18 protein-coding genes are annotated in these 20,589 nt (G+C 60.8%); 4 read left to right on the top strand and 14 right to left on the bottom strand.

The features are described from left to right. Nucleotides 1–13 precede the first annotated feature (13 nt). The 6 genes from QCBJ_RS21735 to pmbA all read right to left on the bottom strand — a co-directional run bounded on the left by QCBJ_RS21735 (nt 14) and on the right by pmbA (nt 5,273). Nucleotides 14–907, bottom strand: a complete 894-nt coding sequence (locus tag QCBJ_RS21735) for a ZIP family metal transporter (protein WP_012722236.1) — start codon at nt 905–907, stop codon at nt 14–16. 33 nt (nt 908–940) lie between these two features. Then, entirely contained in the window at nt 941–1,552 is a 612-nt protein-coding gene (locus QCBJ_RS21730; protein ID WP_064054765.1) for a superoxide dismutase, read from the bottom strand. Between the two features lies 1 nt (nt 1,553). Beyond that, the gene (locus QCBJ_RS21725; RefSeq protein ID WP_012722234.1) at nt 1,554–1,982 is read right to left on the bottom strand and encodes a hypothetical protein; all 429 of its coding nucleotides are present in this window, start codon (nt 1,980–1,982) and stop codon (nt 1,554–1,556) included. Between the two features lie 27 nt (nt 1,983–2,009). Further along, nucleotides 2,010–3,386: an aspartate ammonia-lyase gene (locus QCBJ_RS21720; RefSeq protein WP_012722233.1), complete on the bottom strand. Its 1,377-nt coding sequence runs from the start codon at nt 3,384–3,386 to the stop codon at nt 2,010–2,012. Then, nucleotides 3,379–3,774 (bottom strand): hypothetical protein, encoded by a 396-nt coding sequence (locus QCBJ_RS21715; RefSeq protein WP_012722232.1) that lies wholly within the window; start codon nt 3,772–3,774, stop codon nt 3,379–3,381. The genes QCBJ_RS21720 and QCBJ_RS21715 overlap by 8 nt, the downstream gene beginning before the upstream one ends. A 152-nt stretch (nt 3,775–3,926) precedes the next feature. Next, nucleotides 3,927–5,273 (bottom strand): metalloprotease PmbA, encoded by a 1,347-nt coding sequence (gene pmbA / locus QCBJ_RS21710; RefSeq protein WP_043204787.1) that lies wholly within the window; start codon nt 5,271–5,273, stop codon nt 3,927–3,929. Between the two features lie 108 nt (nt 5,274–5,381). Here pmbA and yjgA point away from each other — a divergent pair, with 108 nt between their 5' ends. Continuing rightward, a complete protein-coding gene (gene yjgA, locus QCBJ_RS21705; protein ID WP_043204785.1) occupies nt 5,382–5,903 on the top strand; it encodes a ribosome biogenesis factor YjgA in 522 nt (173 codons plus the stop codon). Nucleotides 5,904–5,948: 45 nt separating this feature from the next. Here the strand turns inward: yjgA and tldD are convergent, their stop codons facing one another. From tldD to mreB, 8 genes are all read right to left on the bottom strand, one after another. Further along, nucleotides 5,949–7,391, bottom strand: a complete 1,443-nt coding sequence (gene tldD / locus QCBJ_RS21700) for a metalloprotease TldD (RefSeq protein ID WP_102061586.1) — start codon at nt 7,389–7,391, stop codon at nt 5,949–5,951. Nucleotides 7,392–7,407: 16 nt separating this feature from the next. Further along, nucleotides 7,408–8,256, bottom strand: coding sequence for a carbon-nitrogen hydrolase family protein (locus QCBJ_RS21695; RefSeq protein ID WP_012722228.1), 849 nt, complete (start codon nt 8,254–8,256; stop codon nt 7,408–7,410). A gap of 48 nt (nt 8,257–8,304) precedes the next feature. Further along, nucleotides 8,305–12,120, bottom strand: a complete 3,816-nt coding sequence (locus QCBJ_RS21690; RefSeq protein ID WP_102061585.1) for a YhdP family protein — start codon at nt 12,118–12,120, stop codon at nt 8,305–8,307. A 76-nt stretch (nt 12,121–12,196) separates the two neighbouring features. Then, complete coding sequence (gene rng / locus QCBJ_RS21685) at nt 12,197–13,654, bottom strand: ribonuclease G (RefSeq protein ID WP_012722226.1); 1,458 nt, start codon at nt 13,652–13,654, stop codon at nt 12,197–12,199. A gap of 70 nt (nt 13,655–13,724) precedes the next feature. Further along, complete coding sequence (locus QCBJ_RS21680) at nt 13,725–14,321, bottom strand: nucleoside triphosphate pyrophosphatase (RefSeq protein WP_012722225.1); 597 nt, start codon at nt 14,319–14,321, stop codon at nt 13,725–13,727. Nucleotides 14,322–14,372: 51 nt separating this feature from the next. Continuing rightward, nucleotides 14,373–14,861 carry a rod shape-determining protein MreD gene (gene mreD, locus QCBJ_RS21675; protein ID WP_003171788.1) on the bottom strand — a complete coding sequence of 163 codons (489 nt, stop codon included), beginning with the start codon at nt 14,859–14,861 and terminating at the stop codon, nt 14,373–14,375. Then, nucleotides 14,861–15,961, bottom strand: a complete 1,101-nt coding sequence (gene mreC, locus QCBJ_RS21670; RefSeq protein ID WP_102061584.1) for a rod shape-determining protein MreC — start codon at nt 15,959–15,961, stop codon at nt 14,861–14,863. Before mreC ends, mreD begins: the two co-directional genes overlap by 1 nt. A gap of 140 nt (nt 15,962–16,101) precedes the next feature. Further along, a complete protein-coding gene (mreB, locus tag QCBJ_RS21665; protein WP_002555108.1) occupies nt 16,102–17,139 on the bottom strand; it encodes a rod shape-determining protein MreB in 1,038 nt (345 codons plus the stop codon). A 210-nt stretch (nt 17,140–17,349) separates the two neighbouring features. Here mreB and gatC point away from each other — a divergent pair, with 210 nt between their 5' ends. From gatC to gatB, 3 genes are read left to right on the top strand one after another with little or no spacing between them, the layout of a single operon-like run. Beyond that, nucleotides 17,350–17,637, top strand: a complete 288-nt coding sequence (gene gatC, locus QCBJ_RS21660; protein ID WP_012722223.1) for an Asp-tRNA(Asn)/Glu-tRNA(Gln) amidotransferase subunit GatC — start codon at nt 17,350–17,352, stop codon at nt 17,635–17,637. Nucleotides 17,638–17,653: 16 nt separating this feature from the next. Further along, nucleotides 17,654–19,105, top strand: a complete 1,452-nt coding sequence (gene gatA / locus QCBJ_RS21655; RefSeq protein WP_012722222.1) for an Asp-tRNA(Asn)/Glu-tRNA(Gln) amidotransferase subunit GatA — start codon at nt 17,654–17,656, stop codon at nt 19,103–19,105. Nucleotides 19,106–19,115: 10 nt separating this feature from the next. Further along, nucleotides 19,116–20,561: an Asp-tRNA(Asn)/Glu-tRNA(Gln) amidotransferase subunit GatB gene (gene gatB / locus QCBJ_RS21650; RefSeq protein WP_046034322.1), complete on the top strand. Its 1,446-nt coding sequence runs from the start codon at nt 19,116–19,118 to the stop codon at nt 20,559–20,561. Nucleotides 20,562–20,589 lie beyond the last annotated feature (28 nt).

Genomic DNA, 20,589 nt, shown 5'->3' with positions numbered 1-20,589 from the left:
AGTCGCAACGACCTCACCCCAGCGCCGTGTCCATCACCATCATCAAACAAAAACCGATGCACAAACCCAGGCTGGCGAGCTTTTCGTGACCATTGCGGCGCGACTCGGGGATCACCTCGTGAGTGACGACCAGCAGCATCGCACCAGCGGCCAGGGCAAGGCCCAACGGTAATAGCACTTCTGCCAGGCTTACCAGCCAGGCACAGAGCACTGCAAACACGGGCTCCACCAGACCTGACGCCGCGCCGATCAGGAACGCCTTGACCCGCGACATGCCTGCCCCGGCCAAGACCAACGCAATCACCAGGCCTTCGGGCACGTCTTGCAGGGCAATCCCCATGGCAAGGCTGTCGGCATCCGGCATACCGCCGCCAGCGGATACACCGACCGCCATGCCTTCGGGAATGTTGTGGGCGATGATGGCAAACACAAACAGCCAGATACGCGGCGGGATCACCGGTTTATCCGGCGTGCCGACCAGCATTTCCGGACTGGCGCCGGAGACCTTGCGGTCAACCAGATACAGCCCGAACGCTCCCAGCATGATGCCGAAGCTGATCAAGCCGCTGGCGCTCCAGGGCGAAAGCCCCAAGCCTTCTGCCGCGGCAATGCCCGGCACGATCAGCGAAAACGCCGTCGCCGCCAACATGACCCCCGCACCAAAGCCCAGCAATGTATCGCTCAACGCGACCGGCATATGGCGAATCACCAGCACCGGGACCGCACCGAGCGCAGTGCCGAGCGCGCAAATGGAGCCGCCCTGCAGGGCGCGTAGAATCCGCGGTTCCAGGTCCAGCCAGGCCAGCCCGTGGGCCACCAGCAATGCAGTACCTGCCAGCAGCAGCAGCGAGCCAAACGCATAACGAAACATTCGCCCGCTGCTGATCGCCAGTGTTTCAGTGCCCATAGTCGGCCTTAGGTCTTGTTATGAAGGTGGATGTCAGGCCACGGCGGCCTGGTAGCGGTCTGCAACTTCTGGCCAGTTGATAACACTGTAGAAGGCGTTGATGTATTCCGGGCGGCGGTTCTGGTACAGCAGGTAATAGGCGTGTTCCCACACGTCCAGGCCGAGGATCGGCGTGTTGCCGTTCATCAGTGGGCTGTCCTGGTTGCCGCTGCTCTCCACCACCAGGGTCTTTTGCGGGGTGACACTGAGCCACGCCCAACCGCTGCCGAAACGCGTCAACGCCGCTTTGGTGAAGGCCTCCTTGAAGCTATCAAAACCGCCAAGCTGTTCATCAATGGCTTTGCCCAATGCCCCTTCGGGTTTGCCGCCACCTTTGGGTGACATCACCGCCCAGAACAACGAGTGGTTGGCATGGCCGCCCCCCTGGTTGATCACGGCGGCACGCAGTTTTTCCGGCAGTTGCTGCACGCTGGACACCAGCTTCTCGACCGGCCAGCCGGCGAATTCAGTGCCCTCTACCGCAGCGTTGAGGTTGTTGATGTAAGTCTGGTGATGCTTGCTGTAGTGGATCTCCATGGTTTGCGCATCAATATGCGGCTCCAGGGCGTCGTACGCGTAAGGCAAGGCAGGCAAGGTGTAAGTCATATCAATGTGCTCCGTATTGAGGAGTGGTCGGCTGTGCCGCAGTGCCGCCCAGCAAGCGATGAGTACGCGGGTACTCGCCGTGATCGCTGATGAAATTCAACAGCTCGACGTAGGTTTTGCTGCTCTGGCGCAGGGCCGCTTCCCGCAACTGCGGGCTGAGTCGCGGGTCCTGCATGGTCTGCAGCAGGCGCTGGTGGATAGCGCAGAGGTATTCCGCGCTCTCCTCCGGTTGGTTCAGGCGCAGGTGCAGGTCCGCCAGGTTGTGATGGGAAATGACGCACGCCGCCACTGCTTCGTCGGCATCCGCCCAGCGTTCGAACAACACTTGGGCCAGGGCCAGGGCTTGCAAATAGGCCTCGCGAGCGTCGACCAGCTCGCCTGCCATAAAGCAGCGATTGGCCCGTTCGATCGTGCGTTTCCAGTGCTCCATGGTGAGCCTCCAAAGCAGGGTCGGTGATTACACGCCGCCGGCCGTGAGCTTTTCCGGATCCAGCAGGATCTCCAGTTGGCTACGCGGCAAGTCGGTGTGCTCGAGAGCGACGTCAATCACCGGACGGCCTTGCTGATAGGCCTTCTTGGCGATTTCAGCAGCCTTTTGATAACCGATGATCGGGTTGAGTGCAGTGACCAGGATCGGGTTGCGCGACAGCGCTTCTTTTAGCTTCGCTTCATTGACCTTGAAACTGGCGATGGCCTTGTCCGCCAGCAGGTGGCTGGCGTTGGCCAGCAGCTCAAGACTGCTCAACAGGTTCTGCGCGATGATCGGCAGCATCACGTTCAGCTCGAAATTGCCCGACTGACCGGCGACGGTGATCACCGTGTCATTCCCGATGACTTGCGCGGCGACCATGGCAGTCGCTTCAGGAATCACCGGATTGACCTTGCCAGGCATGATCGAAGAGCCAGGCTGCAGGCCTTCCAACTCAATTTCACCCAAGCCGGCGAGCGGACCGGAGTTCATCCAGCGCAGGTCGTTGGCGATTTTCATCAGCGACACGGCGGTGGCCTTCAATTGACCGGACACGGCAACGGCAGTGTCCTGGGAGCCAATCAAGGCGAACAGGTTTTTGCCGGGGGTGAATTTCACGCCGGTCAGGCTGCTCAGTTGCTGGCTGAAACGCGCAGCAAATTCAGGGTGGGCGTTGATCCCGGTACCGACTGCCGTGCCGCCCTGGGCCAGCGCCTGAAGACTCGGCAGAAGGTCCTGCAGATGACCGATATTGGCCTTGAGCTGCTGCGCCCAACCGTTGAGCACTTGGCTCATGCGCACCGGCATGGCGTCCATCAGGTGCGTGCGGCCGGTCTTGATGAACGGGTGAACCTCTTCAGCCTTCCGCTCGATCACCTGCACCAGGTGCAGCAGGGCCGGCAGCGTTTGCTCGTGCAAGACCAACGCGGCGCTGACGTGGATGGTGGTTGGAATGATGTCGTTGCTGCTTTGGCCGCAATTCACGTGGTCGTTCGGGTTGACCGACTCGCCCAGCACACGGCTGGCGAGGGTCGCAATCACTTCGTTGGCGTTCATATTGGAGCTGGTGCCGGAGCCGGTCTGGAAGATATCCACCGGGAAGTGCTGCATGAAGTCGCCCTCCAGCAACCCCTGGGCGGCATCGACAATGGCCTTGCCCTGCCCTTCGCTGATTTGCTTGAGATCGACGTTGACCTTGGCAGCAGCGGCTTTGGCCAGGATCAGGGCACGGATGAATTGCGCCGGCATGCGTTGGTTGCTGATCGGAAAGTTGTTCACCGCGCGTTGGGTTTGCGCACCATACAGGGCCTCGGCAGGCACTTGCAGTTCGCCCATGCTGTCGCGTTCGATACGGGTGTTACTCATCGTTAGATCCTTGCACCAGGTCAGAAACAGAAATAGACGGCAGCAATTCGCAGGTCGCCAATTGCCAGGCAAAGGTCTGCCAGCGCTTGAGGCGGCAGGCACAGTGGGAGAGTTTTTCCAGGTCACGTAGGGGGCGCCAGGCCTGGTCCAGGCACACGGAGCGCCAGTGCCAGGGCAGTGCGATATCGCTGGCGGTGTCGAGCAACAGGCGAAATGAGGTTTCAGCGATCGTCCACGGATGGGTCGCGGTGCAGCACGCCAGGTATCGACCCTCATTGAGGTAATGTTCGATCAGGCGCGGCTCGTTGGGATCGAGGCCGCAGCGAATCTGGCGACTCATCCAGCGCCAGCTTTCAAGGTAAGGATCCTCATGCAGGACAGAACTCATGATCCACACTCATTCGGTAATGATATTTATTATTAAATGATATTGAGAATCAAAACAAGAGTGACACGTTAATCCCACTGACACGCGGCCACAAAAAAAGGCGCGCCATCTTGAAGATGGCACGCCTTTTTTGTTGAAGCGTGTTGGAAGGATCAGCTACCGGCGACGGTCATCCGCTCGATCAACACCGAACCCGTACGGATATTGCTGCGCAATTCCAGGTCGTTTCCGACGGCAACGATCTGCTTGAACATATCGCGCATGTTGCCGGCGATTGTCACTTCCTGGACGGCAAACTGAATCTCGCCGTTTTCCACCCAGAAACCCGCCGCGCCACGGGAATAATCGCCCGTGACCATGTTCAGCCCGTGCCCCATCAACTCAGTCACCAGCAGGCCACGCCCCATCCGCCGCAACAGCGCCGCCTGGTCTTCATCGCCATGGGTGACGAACAGGTTATGCACCCCGCCGGAGTTGGCAGTGCTTGGCAGGCCCAGTTTGCGCCCGGCATAAGTGCCCAGGACGTAGGAGACCAACTCGCCGCTTTCGACGAACGGCTTGGCATAAGTCGCCAAGCCATCGCCATCAAACGACGTGCTCCCCATAGCACGCATCAGGTGGGGACGTTCGTCGATGGTCAGCCACTCGGGAAACAGTTTCTGGCCAATCGCCCCTTCCAGGAACGAGGACTTGCGGTACAGGTTGCCACCGGAGATCGCTCCCAGGAAACTGCCAAATAAGCCACCGGCCAGTTCCGCCGAAAACAGCACCGGCACTTCACAGGTCGGCACAGGGCGCGCGCCCAGGCGGCTCGCCGCGCGCTGTGCAGCACGCTGGCCGATGCTGACCGGGTCTGCCAGCAAATCGCCCTGGCGGTTCACGTCATACCAGTAATCGCGCTGCATTTGGCCGTTGGCCTCGGCGATCATCACGCAGCTCAGACTATGACGAGTCGACGCATAACCGCCGATAAAACCATGGCTGTTGCCATACACGCGACAGCCCTGATGGGTGCTCAACGTGGTGCCATCAGCGTTCTTGATGCGGGCATCGGCATCGAACGCCGCCGCTTCACACGTCAGCGCCTGCTCGATGGCCTGCTCGGGCGTGATGTCCCAGGCGTGGAACAGATCAAAATCCTTCAAGTCCTTGGCCATCAGTGCCTTGTCGGCCAAACCCGAGCTTTCATCCTCAGAGGTGTGCTTGGCAATCGCCAACGCCGCCGCGACGGTCTCGCGAATCGCTTCCGGGCCACTGGCCGAGGTACTGGCAGAACCTTTGCGCTGTCCGACATACAAGGTGATGCCAAAGCCTTGGTCGCGGTTGAACTCAACCGTCTCCACTTCCCGCTGACGAACCGATGTCGACAACCCCTGCTCCAGCGATACCGCCACTTCACAGGCACTGGCCCCCTGGCGCTTGGCCTCGGCAAGGATCTGCTCGACTTGTTCCTGCAGTGCCGGTAACGCTTGTGGACCGACGCTTTGGGCTGCACTCATGGTTTTCTCCACTCAAATTCTGCTTTCGGTTAAGGCCATCGAGCGACCGGGCCGGACAAGCGGCCCCCGACTGGTTATCATGGCGGCGTTTCTTTGCGGACTGCCACCATGGTTGATTCTTACGACGACTCCCTCGATGGGGAGAAAAGCAAAACCCAGGTCAAACGTGAGCTGCATGCTCTGGTTGACCTGGGCGAGCGCCTTACAACGCTCAAGAAAGACTTGATTGCAAAACTGCCACTGACCGACGAAATGCGCCGGGCTCTTGCGGACGCACCCAAGCACACCGCGAATATCGCGCGTAAACGGCACATCATGTTTATCGGCAAACTCATGCGCGATCAGGACACTGACGCCATTCTGGCTTTGCTTGATCAAACCGATGCCTCCACTCGCCAGTACAACGAACGCTTCCATAACCTGGAGCGTTGGCGTGACCGCCTGATCGCGGGCGATGACGGGGTGCTGGAGAAATTCGTGTTGGACTACCCGGACGCGGACCGCCAGCAACTGCGTTCCCTGATCCGTCAAGCCCAGCACGAGCAGGCGCATAACAAGGCGCCGGCCACCAGCCGTAAAATCTTCAAATACATCCGTGAGCTGGACGAGACTCAACGCGGCCTGCGTTGATACCCTTCCCCGGGTGGCGGTCTTCGCCACCCGAAGCTCCACCGCTTACGACCCCGTGCCACCCACGGTGATCGCATCAATCTTCAGCGTTGGCTGGCCGACACCCACCGGCACCGACTGCCCATCTTTCCCGCACGTACCCACGCCGCTGTCCAGCGACAGGTCGTTACCCACCATCGACACCTTGCTCATGGCTTCCGGACCATTACCGATCAACGTTGCGCCCTTGACCGGCGCGGTAATCTTGCCGTCTTCGATCAGGTACGCCTCGCTGGTGGAAAACACGAACTTGCCGCTGGTGATATCCACCTGGCCGCCACCGAGGTTGGCGCAGTAGATGCCGCGTTTCACCGAGGCGATGATTTCCGCAGGATCGCTTTCGCCACCGAGCATGTAGGTGTTGGTCATGCGTGGCATCGGCAGGTGCGCGTAGGATTCACGACGACCGTTACCGGTGCGTGCCACGCCCATCAGGCGGGCGTTGAGTTTGTCTTGCATGTAGCCCTTGAGCACACCGTTCTCGATCAAGGTGGTGCACTCGGTCGGCGTGCCCTCGTCATCGACGCTCAGCGAACCACGGCGCCCGGCCAGGGTGCCGTCATCCACGATCGTGCAGAGCTTGGACGCAACCATCTCGCCCATGCGCCCGCTGTAGGCCGAACTGCCCTTGCGGTTGAAGTCACCTTCCAGGCCATGGCCGACGGCCTCGTGCAGCAGCACGCCGGACCAGCCCGAACCCAGCACCACCGGCAAGGTACCGGCCGGCGCCGGAATGGCTTCCAGATTGACCAATGCTTGGCGCAACGCTTCACGGGCGTAGCCCATGGCACGGTCGTCGGTGAGGAAATAACGGTAGTCGGTACGCCCGCCGCCGCCATGCCCACCGCGTTCGCGGCGACCGTTCTGTTCGACGATCACACTGACATTGAAACGCACCAACGGCCGCACATCGGCCGCCAGGCCACCATCGGTGGACGCCACCAGGATTCGTTCCCACACACCCGCCATGCTGACGGTGACTTGCTGGATACGCGGGTCAAGGGCACGGGTGGCGGCGTCGATACGCTTGAGCAACTCGACCTTTTCCGCACGGCTGATCACTTCCAGGGGATTATCCGGCGCGTACAACTGCGCCACGTCCTGGGTGCTGAATGCCTGCACCGTGCCATTTTGCCCGGCACGGGAGATCGAACGCGCGGCACGCGCCGCCAGGCCCAAGGTTTCCAGGGTGATTGCGTTACTGTAGGCAAAACCGGTTTTTTCACCGGATTGCGCACGGACACCCACCCCTTGATCCAAGTTGAAGCTGCCTTCCTTGACGATCCCGTCTTCAAGGGCCCAGGACTCGGAGATCTGGCCCTGGAAATACAGGTCGGCCGCGTCGATGCCGGGCCCGGCGAGATCGCCCAGCACGGTTTGCAAACTTTCGATGGTCACGCCACCGGGTGCCAGGAGGTGTTCACTGACTGAGGACAACAACTCGCTCATAGGTAGGGCCTTAAATTCATCGTTCCGAAGCAGGTCGCTGTGCGCCCTGCGAGAAAAAGCGCCGATGGTTGACCACCGGCATGCGCGCCCTTATCGACGCCTGTTCACTGCTATCGCGTTCGGCCAGCAGCACCGCTTCGCCTTGATCCTGTTGTGCCAGCACGCGTCCCCAGGGGTCGACAATCGCTGCATGGCCATAGGTTTCCCGTGGCCCCGGATGCACGCCACCTTGGGCGGCCGCCAGCAGGTAGCACTGGGTCTCGATGGCACGAGCGCGAATTAGTACATCCCAGTGCGCCGCGCCGGTCACTGCCGTAAACGCCGACGGCGCAGTAATCAATTCGGCCCCCGCCGCGCGCAATTCGCTGTACAGCTCGGGGAAGCGCAAGTCGTAACACACCGTCAGGCCCAAGCGACCGACGGGCGTATCCGCCACCACCACATTGCCCCCGAAAGCATAGTCGTCGGATTCGCGATAACGACCGCGAGCATCGGCGACATCCACATCGAACAGGTGCAGCTTGTCGTAACGGGCAACGATTTCGCCCTGATCGTCGACCAGCAGCGAGCAAGCGTTGGACTTGGCGTGCGGTTGATCCTTCGGCGGCAGCGGCAAAGTCCCCGCCACTATCCATAAGGTGAGGTCGCGGGCGGTCTGTTTCAACCATGGCAGGATCGGGCCTTCGCCCAGCGCCTCGGCGCGACCGATATCCGCCACGTCGCGGCGGCCCATGGCAGCGAAGTTTTCCGGCAGCACCGCCAGCTTTGCACCGCCTGCCGCAGCCTGCTCCAGCAAACGACGGGCCTGGGCCAGGTTGGCCAGCACATCGCTCTGGCTGACCATTTGAATTACCGCAAAGGACATGGGCCGACTCTCCGTAAGGGGCGTACGGCCATGCTACTCCACAGGCTCTCAGTTTGGCTTTTCAAATGGCTTGTCGAAGGTGATTTTCGGGTCCTTCCATGGCCCTTCCACTTTGTATTGCACACTGGCGAAGCGGGAAACCCGATCACCAATCAACTTGTCGATCAGGAACAACGCACCGCCAATCGCGGGCGCGCCAACGATCAACGCCGCGATCGGCAGGTTGTTGGTCACCGGCAGCGTTACCAGCAACTTGGCATCAACCCGGTCAGCCACCAGGTCCAGGGTGCCATTCAGTTCCAGATTAGTGGAAGGCCCGGTCATGGTGATCGGCTCACGGGTCACGAACACACCGTTACTGGCCGCCAACAAGCCTTTTACCCGGTCATAACTCAAGCCTTTGCCGAGCAAGTCCGAGAAGTCCAGGCGCAGCCGGCGCCCGATGGAGTTGAAGTTCAGCAGGCCGAATACCCGCAGGGCCTGGGCACCGCCTTCCACTTCCACAAACTGGCCGTTGCGGAATGCCGCATCCAGGCTGCCGGAGAAACGCTTGGGCCCCACATAGGCCGGCGAACCGGGCCAACGTCCGTCCACATCCAGGTGGAAGTCCTGGCTGGTGACGGTGGGCGCATAACCCCAGCCCTTGAGCACATCGCCAATGTTCTTGCCGTCCAAGCGGCCCTTGTACCAACTGCTGCTGTCACCCGCCGCACCTTCCCAACCACCGGCGCCCTTGAGCTGCATGCCCTTGAGGCCCAGGTCCAGGTTGTTGAAGGCCAGGCCCTTGGCCGTCGGGCGAATCTTCAGCGACCACGCACCTATCAGGTCCGGGCCTTGGAACAACTGGTCGATGGCGATATCCAGCGCGGGAATATCCTTGGGATCGATACTCGCCAAGGGGTCCGGCGCGTTTTCGTCCGCTTGCACCGTTGGGTCCACCGCCGGCAGCTTCACGTATTGCAGGTTGATCGCAATCGGCGCGCCTTTGGCGTCGGGCACGTTAACCGTGCCCTTGGCCTGCTGGCTGTCGAGTTGCAAACCCCACGCCGCAGGTTTGCGGTCCAGCTGCAAAGTGACCTGATCGAACTGGGTGCCAAGCCCAGTCAGCTTGCCTACCTTGAAGTCGGCGCCGCTCAGCAATTGCTTGGCGCTGCCGCCCGGATCGTTGCCGGCATAGCGCTCCACCAGTTTCTTCCAGGGATCGATATCGAGCTCCGACAACACACCGCGAATGCGCAATCCTTTGGCACCCGGTAGCACGGCGTCGCCATCACCAAGGAACAGCTCACCGCGACCGTCATTGAATTTGTCCGGCGGCGCAGCAAAGGTAAAGTTGGCCAACTCACCGTAATCGAACCAATAACGGCGCTCGGCCCCTTGTAACGTCATGCGGAACACACTGTCACGCCCTTGGCTGGCCGGCATGCCGAACGGCGCCGGCAAGTCCACTGCCACGCCCTTGAGGTTGGAGCTGACCATCAACTGGCTGTCGGCGCCGTCCAGAGTCAGTTGCAACTGGTACGGAATATCGCCGGACACCGGTAACGGCTGGGTAATTTTCAGCCAATCCGTCAGCCGCTTGACCGTCACCTGGCCCTTGGCAACCACGCGTGTGCTGATGTTGCCCGGTTTGCCGTCGGCAAAGATCTGCGCGGTGATTGGCCGGTCGAACGCCTGGGCTGTGATGTTCTGGCCACTGAGGCCCTTGGCGCTGTCGAAACGGAAGTCGCCCTTGAGCTGGGTCAGGTCCAAGGTGGGCTCAGCCAGTTGCAGGCGCGCCTTATCCGTTTTGAAGTCCACCACGATTTTCGGCTCTGCGCCCTTGGCCAGCGGAATGTCCAGGTCAAGGCTGCCTTGCAAGTCGCCCTCACCTTTCCAGCCGGCAAACGTCGATGCCGTGCCGATCGGCGCGTCCTGGAGGATTTTCAGACCATCGCCCAAGCCACCGGCAAACCCACCCGTGAGCAGCAGATGGCTGTCTTTGCCTTCAGGTGCGTGGGGAATATTGACGTAGATGTCCTTGACCTTGGTGTCGAGCAACTGGCCCTTGCTGGCCAGGATACGCACACCACTTTCCTCGACGAACACCTCGCCCTTGACCTTGCTGACATGAGGCCAGCCCGGCTGGAAGGCCAGTTCGGCATCATGCACCTTGAAGAACAGGCTGATATTGCGCGAGGCCGGCAGCGCATCGTGGTTCAACGAACCTTGATACTGGAAGAAGCCTTCATCCACTGCGCCCTTGAGGATCGCGGTGCGTAGCCACTCATCCAGCGCAGGACTCAACACCGCCGGCAGGTATTTGGGCGTGAAGCGCCCATCGCCATCGACCATGCCGACCCGCAGGTCCATGTAGTCTTCCTGGTTGTGATCAAAATGCAGGCGAATCAGGAAATCGGCGGCGATCTTGCCCTCTTCCCCCAGCACCTTGATATACGGCGCAATCAGGGTGAACCCCTCTTTGTCCAGTTTCCACGTCAGGCGCGCATTCGCCTGGATGTACTGCCAGGGCTTGGCAAAGATCGGATCGAGGTGCAGGGAAAAGTCCTTGCTGTCCATGCGCAACTCGCCATGGCCCAGGTCGCCGCTGATGCTGCCGGACACGTTACGCGCAGCCGGCGCGCCGAAGTAGGCATCAAAACCGATGCGCTCGAGGTTAGCGGCGAAGCTGACTTTTTGATCGGTAGTGTCTTGAGGCCGAAAATCCACCAGCACATTGCGTAGCAGGCCTGTGGCCTTGAGGTGCTGGATCGTCTTGGCAAAACCTTCCGGCAGCGGCGCCAGGGCGTTGAGCAGTGGTGTGATCGGCGTCAGGTCCAGCCGGTCAGCCTGGAGCTTCCAGACTTCCTGCTCCTTGTCGGTGGCCAGGCGCTGTTGCACTTGCAGGCGAGATTCCCAGCGGGTCTCCCCCAGGTTCATCGCCAGCGAGTCGAACAGCACCTTGAGGCCGGTGTCACTGCGTTGCAGGTAAGCGGTGAGCGCGAGATTTTCGATATGGACAGGCTTACGGTCGGCGTAGCTGCCCTTCACCTGCGGCGAGTTGAGACGCACCACCGCGCTCTGCACGGTGCCCTTGGCCCAGTTCAGCCAGAATTCGCCGCCGGCCTTGAATTGGGTGAGTTTCCACTGTTGGGTCAGCTTGGCCGGAATCCACTTGGCCCAATCGCTTTGCGGCAGGCTCAGGTAGGCCTGGACTTCACCCTCCTTCCACTGGCTGGCGCGAATACGGGTGCGCAGGCTGACGGCAAGGGGCTGGCCGTCGGGCAGGGTCAGGCGCGCGTCCAGGCGTTGGCGGGTGGCGCCGGTGTGCAGGCTCAGGCCGACATAGGTAAGGGTCACCGGTGCATGGTCAAACGGTTGCAACGTCACCTGGCTGTCGAGCAGGGACACGCGCTTGACCACTTGCATGCGCTTGAGCAACTGCTCCGGGTCCAGCGGCTGGTCGTCCTGCACCGGCAGGCCTTGCAGTGCCCAACGCCCGTCCTTATCTTCCTTGACGCTGAGTTGCAGGCCACTGACCTGCAGATGCGCAATGCGGACTTCGCGGGCCATCAGGCTGGCCCAGATATCCGGCACCACTTCGACCTGGTCCAGGCGCAAGGCACTGCTGCCCTCGCCCACCATCACATCATGGGCCAGCAATACCGGCGCGAAGCCGCTCCAGCGGCCTTCGAGGCTGCCGATGTGCAAAGGCATCTGCACCGCAGCCTGGGCCTTGGCCTCGACTTCGGCACGGTACTCGGCCACCAGGGGGGTCAACTCACGACCGAGGCTCACGTACACCGCCGCCAATACCAGCAGCAACGCGCAGAGGCCCAGGCCCCAACGGGTCAAAGCGGCAAAAAAGCGTATCAGACGCTCCATGTCAGGCGACCCTCAAGGCGGTAGTCGGACGGCAGATCAAGGTCTGCCGGTCTCTTGAAAAGTAAACGAATGAGGATCAGAGCAGCACCACGTCGTATTGTTCCTGTGAATACATGGTTTCAACCTGGAAACGAATGGTGCGCCCGATAAACCCCTCCAGTTCGGCCACGTTACCGGACTCTTCGTCCAGCAACCGGTCGACCACTTTCTGGTTGGCGAGCACTCTATAACCTTCGGCCTGGTAGGCACGTGCCTCTCGTAAGATTTCCCGGAAAATCTCGTAGCAAACCGTTTCCGGGGTCTTCAACTTACCGCGCCCCTGGCAACTGCTGCACGGCTCGCACAGCACTTGCTCGAGACTTTCGCGGGTGCGCTTGCGGGTCATCTGCACCAGGCCCAGCTCGGTGATGCCGATGATATTGGTCTTGGCGTGATCGCGTTCCAGCTGCTTTTCGAGGGTACGCAACACTTGGCGCTGGTGCTCTTCGTCTTCCATGTCAATGAAGTCGATGATGATGATGCCGCCCAGGTTACGCAGGCGCAGCTGGCGGGCAATCGCGGTCGCCGCTTCGAGGTTGGTCTTGAAGATGGTCTCTTCAAGGTTGCGATGGCCGACAAACGCACCAGTGTTGACGTCAATGGTGGTCATGGCCTCCGCCGGGTCGACCACCAAGTAGCCGCCGGATTTGAGCGGCACTTTGCGCTCAAGGGCCTTCTGGATTTCGTCTTCGACGCCATACAGGTCGAAGATCGGTCGCTCGCCAGGGTAATGTTCCAGGCGGTCGGCAATTTCCGGCATCAGCTCGGCAACAAACTGCGTGGTGCGCTGAAAAGTTTCCCGCGAGTCGATGCGAATTTTCTCAATCTTGGGGCTGACCAAATCGCGCAGCGTGCGCAGGGCCAGGCCCAGGTCTTCATAAATAACGCTTGGCGCACTGATGGTCTTGATCTGGGCATCGATCTGGTCCCACAGGCGTCGCAGGTAGCGGATGTCCATCAGGATCTCATCGGCACCGGCACCTTCGGCGGCGGTACGCAGGATAAAACCGCCCGCCTCCTTGATGCCTTCGGCCGCCACGCAGTCGCTGACCACTTTCTTCAGGCGTTCGCGCTCGGCTTCGTCTTCGATCTTCAGGGAAATGCCGACATGGGCAGTGCGCGGCATATAAACTAGGTACCGCGAAGGAATCGACAGCTGAGTGGTCAGGCGTGCGCCCTTTGAGCCGATGGGGTCCTTGGTGACTTGTACCACCAGGCTTTGCCCTTCATGCACCAGGGCGCTGATGCTTTCTACCGCAGGGCCTTCGCGCAGGGAAATTTCCGAAGCATGGATAAACGCCGCGCGGTCCAGGCCGATGTCGACGAATGCCGCTTGCATGCCCGGCAATACGCGCACCACCTTGCCTTTGTAGATATTGCCGACAATTCCGCGCTTCTGGGTGCGCTCCACGTGCACTTCTTGCAGAACACCGTTCTCTACCACCGCCACGCGCGATTCCATCGGCGTGATATTGATCAGAATCTCTTCACTCATGGCTGGGTCTCGTTCAGGCGTTTTCACAATAGTGACCGATCGCTTAAGGCTGGGCGCTGGCGTACGGCGTTCAGCGCGCGGTGATGTTTTGCCAACAGGGTATGCCGAATTGATCGAGCAGTTGCGCGGTTTCACACACCGGCAGGCCTACCACAGCGGAATAACTGCCATTGAGCCCGGCGACAAACACCGAACCCAGGCCTTGGATAGCATAGCCGCCCGCTTTGTCATGGGGTTCGCCACTGTGCCAGTAGGTTGTAGCCTCCTCGACGGAAATCCCACGGAAAAGCACTCGACTGCTGACACAGCGCGCTTCGCAGCGCTGGCCGTCAGTGAGCGCGATGGCGGTAAGGACTTCATGTTCGCGTCCCGCCAAGGCCGTCAACATGGCCAGGGCATCGGCCTGATCCACCGGTTTGCCAAGGATCTTGCCATCGACAATCACGGCGGTATCGGCGCCCAGCACGCAGGCGCCTGTTGTGTGCTCAAGCGCAGCAAAACCCGCCGTTGCCTTGCCGCGCGCAAGGCGCTCGACGTAGGAAACAGGGGTTTCGTTTGTAAGAGGCGTTTCATCAATGGCGGCGCTGACCACGGTGAAGGGCACACCGATCTGGGTCAGCAGTTCACGCCGCCTCGGAGAGCCCGAGGCCAAGTAAAGCGAATTCATTGCAGACTCTCCCTGTAGGGTTCGATAACCAGGCAGAGCCTCGCAATCCATTCAATTGATTTTATAACGACGACGCAGCCCGCGCAGACCGAAACTGATCCACGGCCACAGCAAGGCACTGACCAGGGCCGGCAGCACCAGCGCCAGGGTTGGCTGGCGATTGCCGGTCAAGGCGCTGAGCCACAGTTGAACAAGCTGTGCCAGGCCGAAGATCACCAGGATCACCAGGCACTGCTGCCACATCGGGAACATGCGCAGGCGCTGCTGCAACGACAGCACCAGGAAGGTGATCAGGGTCAGGATCAACGCGTTCTGGCCCAGCAAGGTGCCATAGAGCACATCCTCGGCCAAGCCCAGGAACATCGCCGTCACCATACCCACTTTGTGCGGCAGGTTCAGCGACCAGAAGGCCAGCAGCAAAGCCAGCCAGAGCGGGCGCAGGATTTCCATGAACTGCGGCAGCGGCGAAACGCTGAGCAGCAAGCCAATGGCGAAGGTCAGCCAGACGATCCAGCCATTGCGCGAATGAGTACCGGCCATTATTCCTCCCTCTGCCGCGTGGTGGTCGGCGCGTTTGCCGGAGGCTTGGCTGCAGGCGTGGTGACCGGTGGCTTAGTCGTTGCCGGTTTAACCGGGCGTGCGCTGTGGGCTGCCGGTTTGACCGGGGTGGCCACCGGCGCTGCCGGAGCAGCGACAGGCGCGGGCGGCCCCACGAATGCCGGTTTCGGCACGGTTGTGGGAACGATCGGCGCTGTACCGTTTTGTTTGTCTTCCGCCTCCTGGGCCTGGGCGGCGTCGTTGGCGCGCTCTTCCGGGGTGCGGTTGTCACTGAACACCAGCAGCAGGTAGCGGCTGCGGTTCAAGGCGGCGGTAGGCACGGCACGCACAATGGCGAACGGCTGGCCGGAATCGTGGATCACTTCCTTGACGGTCGCCACCGGGTAACCCGCCGGGAAACGCTGACCCAGGCCGGAACTGACCAACAAGTCGCCTTCCTTGATGTCGGCAGTATCGGCCACATGGCGCAACTCCAGCCGTTCAGGGTTACCGGTGCCGCTGGCGATCGCACGCAGGCCGTTGCGGTTCACCTGCACCGGAATGCTGTGGGTGGTGTCCGTCAGCAGCAACACCCGTGAGGTGTAGGGCATCAGCTCAACCACCTGGCCCATCAGGCCACGGGCATCGAGCACCGGCTGGCCAAGGACCACACCGTCGCGCTCACCCTTGTTGATGATAATGCGATGGGTGAAGGGGTTGGGGTCCATGCCGATCAACTCGGCCACTTCGACCTTTTCGTTGACCAGTGCGGAGGAATTGAGCAACTCGCGCAGCCGAACGTTCTGCTCGGTGAGGGCCGCGAGCTTTTGCATGCGCCCCTGCAACAGCAGGTTTTCGGTCTTGAGTTTTTCGTTCTCGGCGACCAGCTCGGTGCGGCTGCCGAATTGGCTGGCCACGCCCTGGTAGAGACGTTGTGGCAGGTCGGTGATCCAGTAAGTCTGCATCAACACCAGCGACATCTGGCTACGCACGGGCTTGAGCAGTGCAAAGCGGGCATCGACCACCATCAGCGCGACCGAAAGCACGACCAGCACCAACAGGCGTACGCCCAATGAGGGGCCTTTGGCGAAAAGCGGTTTAATAAGCCGCTCCTCCCAGGCAAATGTTCTCTTTATTCATACGGCATCTAACCGGCCTGGATGCAGATTGAAGAAGATAAACGCCAACAGGCAGCACTGCAAAGTGCTGCCTGCGGGCGAAACATGGGCTAATCAGCAAATGCTTATTCGCTGGAAAGCAGGTCCATGGTGTGTTTATCCATCATTTCCAGTGCACGGCCACCGCCACGGGCGACGCAGGTCAGCGGGTCTTCGGCGACGATCACCGGCAAGCCGGTTTCCTGGGCCAGCAGCTTGTCGAGGTCGCGCAGCAAGGCGCCACCACCGGTCAGCACCAGCCCACGCTCGGCGATATCGGAAGCCAGTTCCGGCGGCGATTGCTCCAGGGCGCTCTTCACGGCCTGAACGATAGTAGCCAGGGACTCTTGCAGAGCTTCCAGCACTTCATTGGAGTTCAGGGTGAAGGCACGTGGAACGCCTTCGGCCAGGTTGCGACCGCGAACATCGACTTCGCGCACTTCGCCGCCCGGATAAGCGGTACCGATTTCCTGCTTGATGCGCTCGGCGGTGGATTCGCCGATCAGGCTGCCGTAGTTACGACGCACATAAGTGATGATCGCTTCGTCGAAACGGTCGCCGCCTACGCGTACGGATTCGGCATACACCACACCGTTCAGGGAAATCAGGGCGATTTCAGTGGTACCACCACCGATATCCACCACCATCGAACCGCGGGCTTCTTCTACCGGCAGGCCGGCACCGATCGCAGCAGCCATCGGCTCTTCGATCAGGAACACTTCGCGAGCACCGGCACCAAGGGCCGATTCTCGGATGGCACGACGCTCAACCTGGGTGGATTTGCATGGAACGCAGATCAGCACACGAGGGCTGGGCTGCAGGAAACTGTTTTCGTGAACCTTGTTGATGAAGTACTGCAGCATCTTCTCGCAGACACTGAAGTCGGCGATCACGCCGTCTTTCATCGGACGAATGGCAGCAATATTGCCTGGTGTACGGCCGAGCATGCGCTTGGCCTCGGTGCCGACGGCAACGACACTTTTCTGATTACCATGGGTCCGAATGGCCACAACCGATGGCTCATTCAGGACGATACCGCGCTCGCGCACGTAAATAAGGGTGTTGGCAGTGCCCAGGTCAATGGAAAGATCGCTGGAAAACATGCCACGCAGTTTCTTGAACATGGGAAAGGGACCCTAGGCAACGCGTGGGTAAAAAAGTGCGGCAAACTCTAACAACGACAGGGATTTTGGGCAAGGCGCCAATGTGCTAAATTGGCCGACTTTCTGTGCACCAACCCCCACAATCGCGGCCGTAAGACCGTAGAAATGCGGTAGTGTTCCGACAATCTAACACACGGACAGCCTCCGTTCTGTTTTCCACTGGAGATTCCCATGACGCTTGAACGCTCCGATGTGGAAAAAATCGCGCATTTGGCCTCGCTTGGCCTGAATGAAGACGATCTTCCACAGACCACCGCAGCCCTGAACAGTATTCTCGGGCTGGTCGACCAAATGCAGGCCGTGAATACCGACGGCATCGAGCCCCTGGCTCACCCGCTGGAAGCCAGCCAGCGCCTGCGCGCAGACGTCGTGACCGAAAGTAATAATCGCGAGGCCTACCAGTCCATCGCGCCAGCGGTCGAAAACGGCCTGTACCTGGTTCCGAAAGTCATCGACTAAAGGGAAAGAGCCTGCAATGCATCACATGACTCTGGCCGAGATCGCCCGCGGTCTCGCCGACAAAAAGTTTTCTTCCGAAGAGCTGACCAAGACCCTGCTGGCGCGTATCGCCGAGCACGATCCGAAGGTCAACAGCTTCATCAGCCTCACCGAAGAGCTGGCCTTGAGCCAGGCCAAGGCTGCCGACGCACGTCGCGCCAACGGTGAACAGGGCGCACTGCTGGGCGCCCCTATCGCCCACAAGGACCTGTTCTGCACCCAGGGCATTCGCACCAGTTGCGGCTCGAAGATGCTCGACAACTTCAAAGCCCCCTACGACGCCACCGTGGTGTCCAAGCTGGCTGCCGCCGGGGCTGTGACCCTGGGCAAGACCAACATGGACGAGTTCGCCATGGGTTCGGCCAACGAGTCGAGCTACTACGGCGCGGTGAAAAACCCGTGGAACCTCGACCACGTGCCCGGTGGTTCGTCCGGTGGTTCGGCCGCCGCCGTTGCCGCGCGTTTCCTGCCGGCTGCCACGGCCACCGACACGGGCGGTTCGATCCGCCAGCCGGCGGCGTTCACCAACCTTACCGGGTTGAAGCCGACCTACGGTCGCGTTTCCCGCTGGGGCATGATCGCCTACGCCTCCAGCCTGGATCAGGGCGGCCCCCTGGCCCGCACTGCTGAAGACTGCGCAATTTTGTTACAAGGTATGGCCGGGTTCGATAAACAGGACTCCACCAGCATCGATGAGCCCGTGCCGGACTACAGCGCCAGCCTGAACACCTCGATCAAGGGCCTGCGCATTGGCGTGCCGAAGGAATACTTCAGCGCCGGTCTCGACCCGCGTATCGCCGAGCTGGTGCACAACAGCGTCAAGACGCTGGAAGGCCTCGGTGCAGTGATCAAGGAAATCAGCCTGCCGAACAACCAGCACGCGATTCCTGCCTACTATGTGATCGCGCCAGCGGAAGCCTCTTCCAACCTGTCGCGTTTCGACGGCGTGCGCTTCGGCTACCGCTGCGAAAACCCGAAAGACCTCACCGACCTGTACAAACGCTCCCGTGGCGAAGGCTTCGGCGCCGAAGTACAACGCCGGATCATGGTCGGGGCCTACGCCCTGTCGGCGGGCTACTACGACGCGTACTACCTCAAGGCGCAGAAAATCCGTCGCCTGATCAAGAACGACTTCATGGCGGCCTTTGAAGAAGTCGACGTGATCCTCGGCCCGACCACGCCGAACCCGGCCTGGAAGATCGGCGCCAAGACCGGCGACCCGATTGCCGAGTACCTGGAAGACCTCTACACCATCACCGCCAACCTCGCGGGCCTGCCGGGCTTGTCCATGCCCGCCGGTTTCGTCGATGGCCTGCCGGTCGGCGTGCAATTGCTCGCCCCGTATTTCCAGGAAGGCCGCCTGCTCAATGTGGCGCACCAGTACCAGTTGAACACCGACTGGCACACTCGCACCCCTACCGGCTTCTGAGGAGAACACTATGCAATGGGAAGTTGTGATCGGGCTGGAGATTCATACCCAGCTCGCCACCCAATCGAAGATTTTCTCCGGTAGCGCCACCACGTTCGGCTCCGAGCCCAACACCCAGGCGAGCCTGGTAGACCTGGGCATGCCCGGCGTGCTGCCGGTGCTGAACCAGGAAGCGGTGCGCATGGCGGTGATGTTCGGCCTGGCGATTGACGCCGAGATCGGCCAGCACAACGTGTTCGCGCGCAAGAACTACTTCTACCCGGACCTGCCCAAGGGCTACCAGATCAGCCAGATGGAATTGCCGATCGTCGGCAAGGGTTACCTGGACATCCCACTGGAAGACGGCACCATCAAGCGCGTCGGCGTAACCCGCGCACATTTGGAAGAAGACGCCGGCAAAAGCCTGCATGAAGAATTCAACGGCGCCACCGGCATCGACCTGAACCGCGCCGGCACACCGCTGCTGGAGATCGTTTCCGAACCGGACATGCGCAGCGCCAAGGAAGCCGTGGCCTACGTCAAGACCATCCACGCGCTGGTGCGTTACCTGGGCATCTGCGACGGCAACATGGCCGAAGGCTCGCTGCGCTGCGACTGCAACGTGTCGGTACGCCCCAAAGGCCAGGCCGAGTACGGCACTCGCTGCGAGATCAAGAACGTCAACTCGTTCCGTTTCATCGAGAAGGCGATCAACACCGAAGTGCGTCGCCAGATCGAACTGATCGAGGACGGCGGCAAAGTGATCCAGCAAACCCGCCTGTACGACCCGAACAAAGACGAAACCCGCGCCATGCGCAGCAAAGAGGAAGCCAACGACTACCGTTACTTCCCCGACCCGGACCTGTTGCCGGTGGTGATCGAGGATTCGTTCCTCAATGACATCCGCGCTACTCTGCCGGAATTGCCGCCGCAAAAACGCGAACGCTTCCAGGCGCAGTTCGGCCTGTCGGTCTACGATGCGAGCGTGCTGGCTTCCAGCCGCGAACAAGCCGACTACTTCGAAAAAGTCGTGAGCATCGCCGGTGACGCCAAGTTGGCGGCCAACTGGGTGATGGTCGAGCTGGGCAGCCTGCTGAACAAACAGGGCCTGGAAATCGACGAAGCCCCCGTCACCGCCGAGCAACTGGGCGGCATGCTGCTGCGCATCAAGGACAACACCATCTCCGGCAAAATTGCCAAGACCGTGTTCGAAGCCATGGCCAGCGGTGAAGGCAGTGCCGACGAGATCATCGAGAAGCGTGGCCTCAAGCAAGTCACCGACAGCGGCGCCATCTCGGCCGTGCTGGATGAAATGCTCGCGGCCAATGCCGAGCAGGTCGAGCAATACCGTGCGGCAGACGAAGCCAAGCGCGGCAAGATGTTCGGCTTCTTTGTGGGCCAGGCGATGAAAGCCTCCAAAGGCAAGGCTAACCCGCAACAGGTGAACGAGCTGCTGAAAAGCAAGCTTGAAGGCTGATAGCGATGAAGGGGCCGACTGAGATCTC

This window comes from Pseudomonas sp. QC2 (genome assembly GCF_002859085.1).
In the GTDB taxonomy this organism is placed as follows: Bacteria; Pseudomonadota; Gammaproteobacteria; order Pseudomonadales; family Pseudomonadaceae; genus Aquipseudomonas; species Aquipseudomonas petroselini.
The sequence above is the reverse complement of the archived record's forward strand: the minus strand, read 5'-3'. Positions and strand labels throughout refer to the sequence as shown.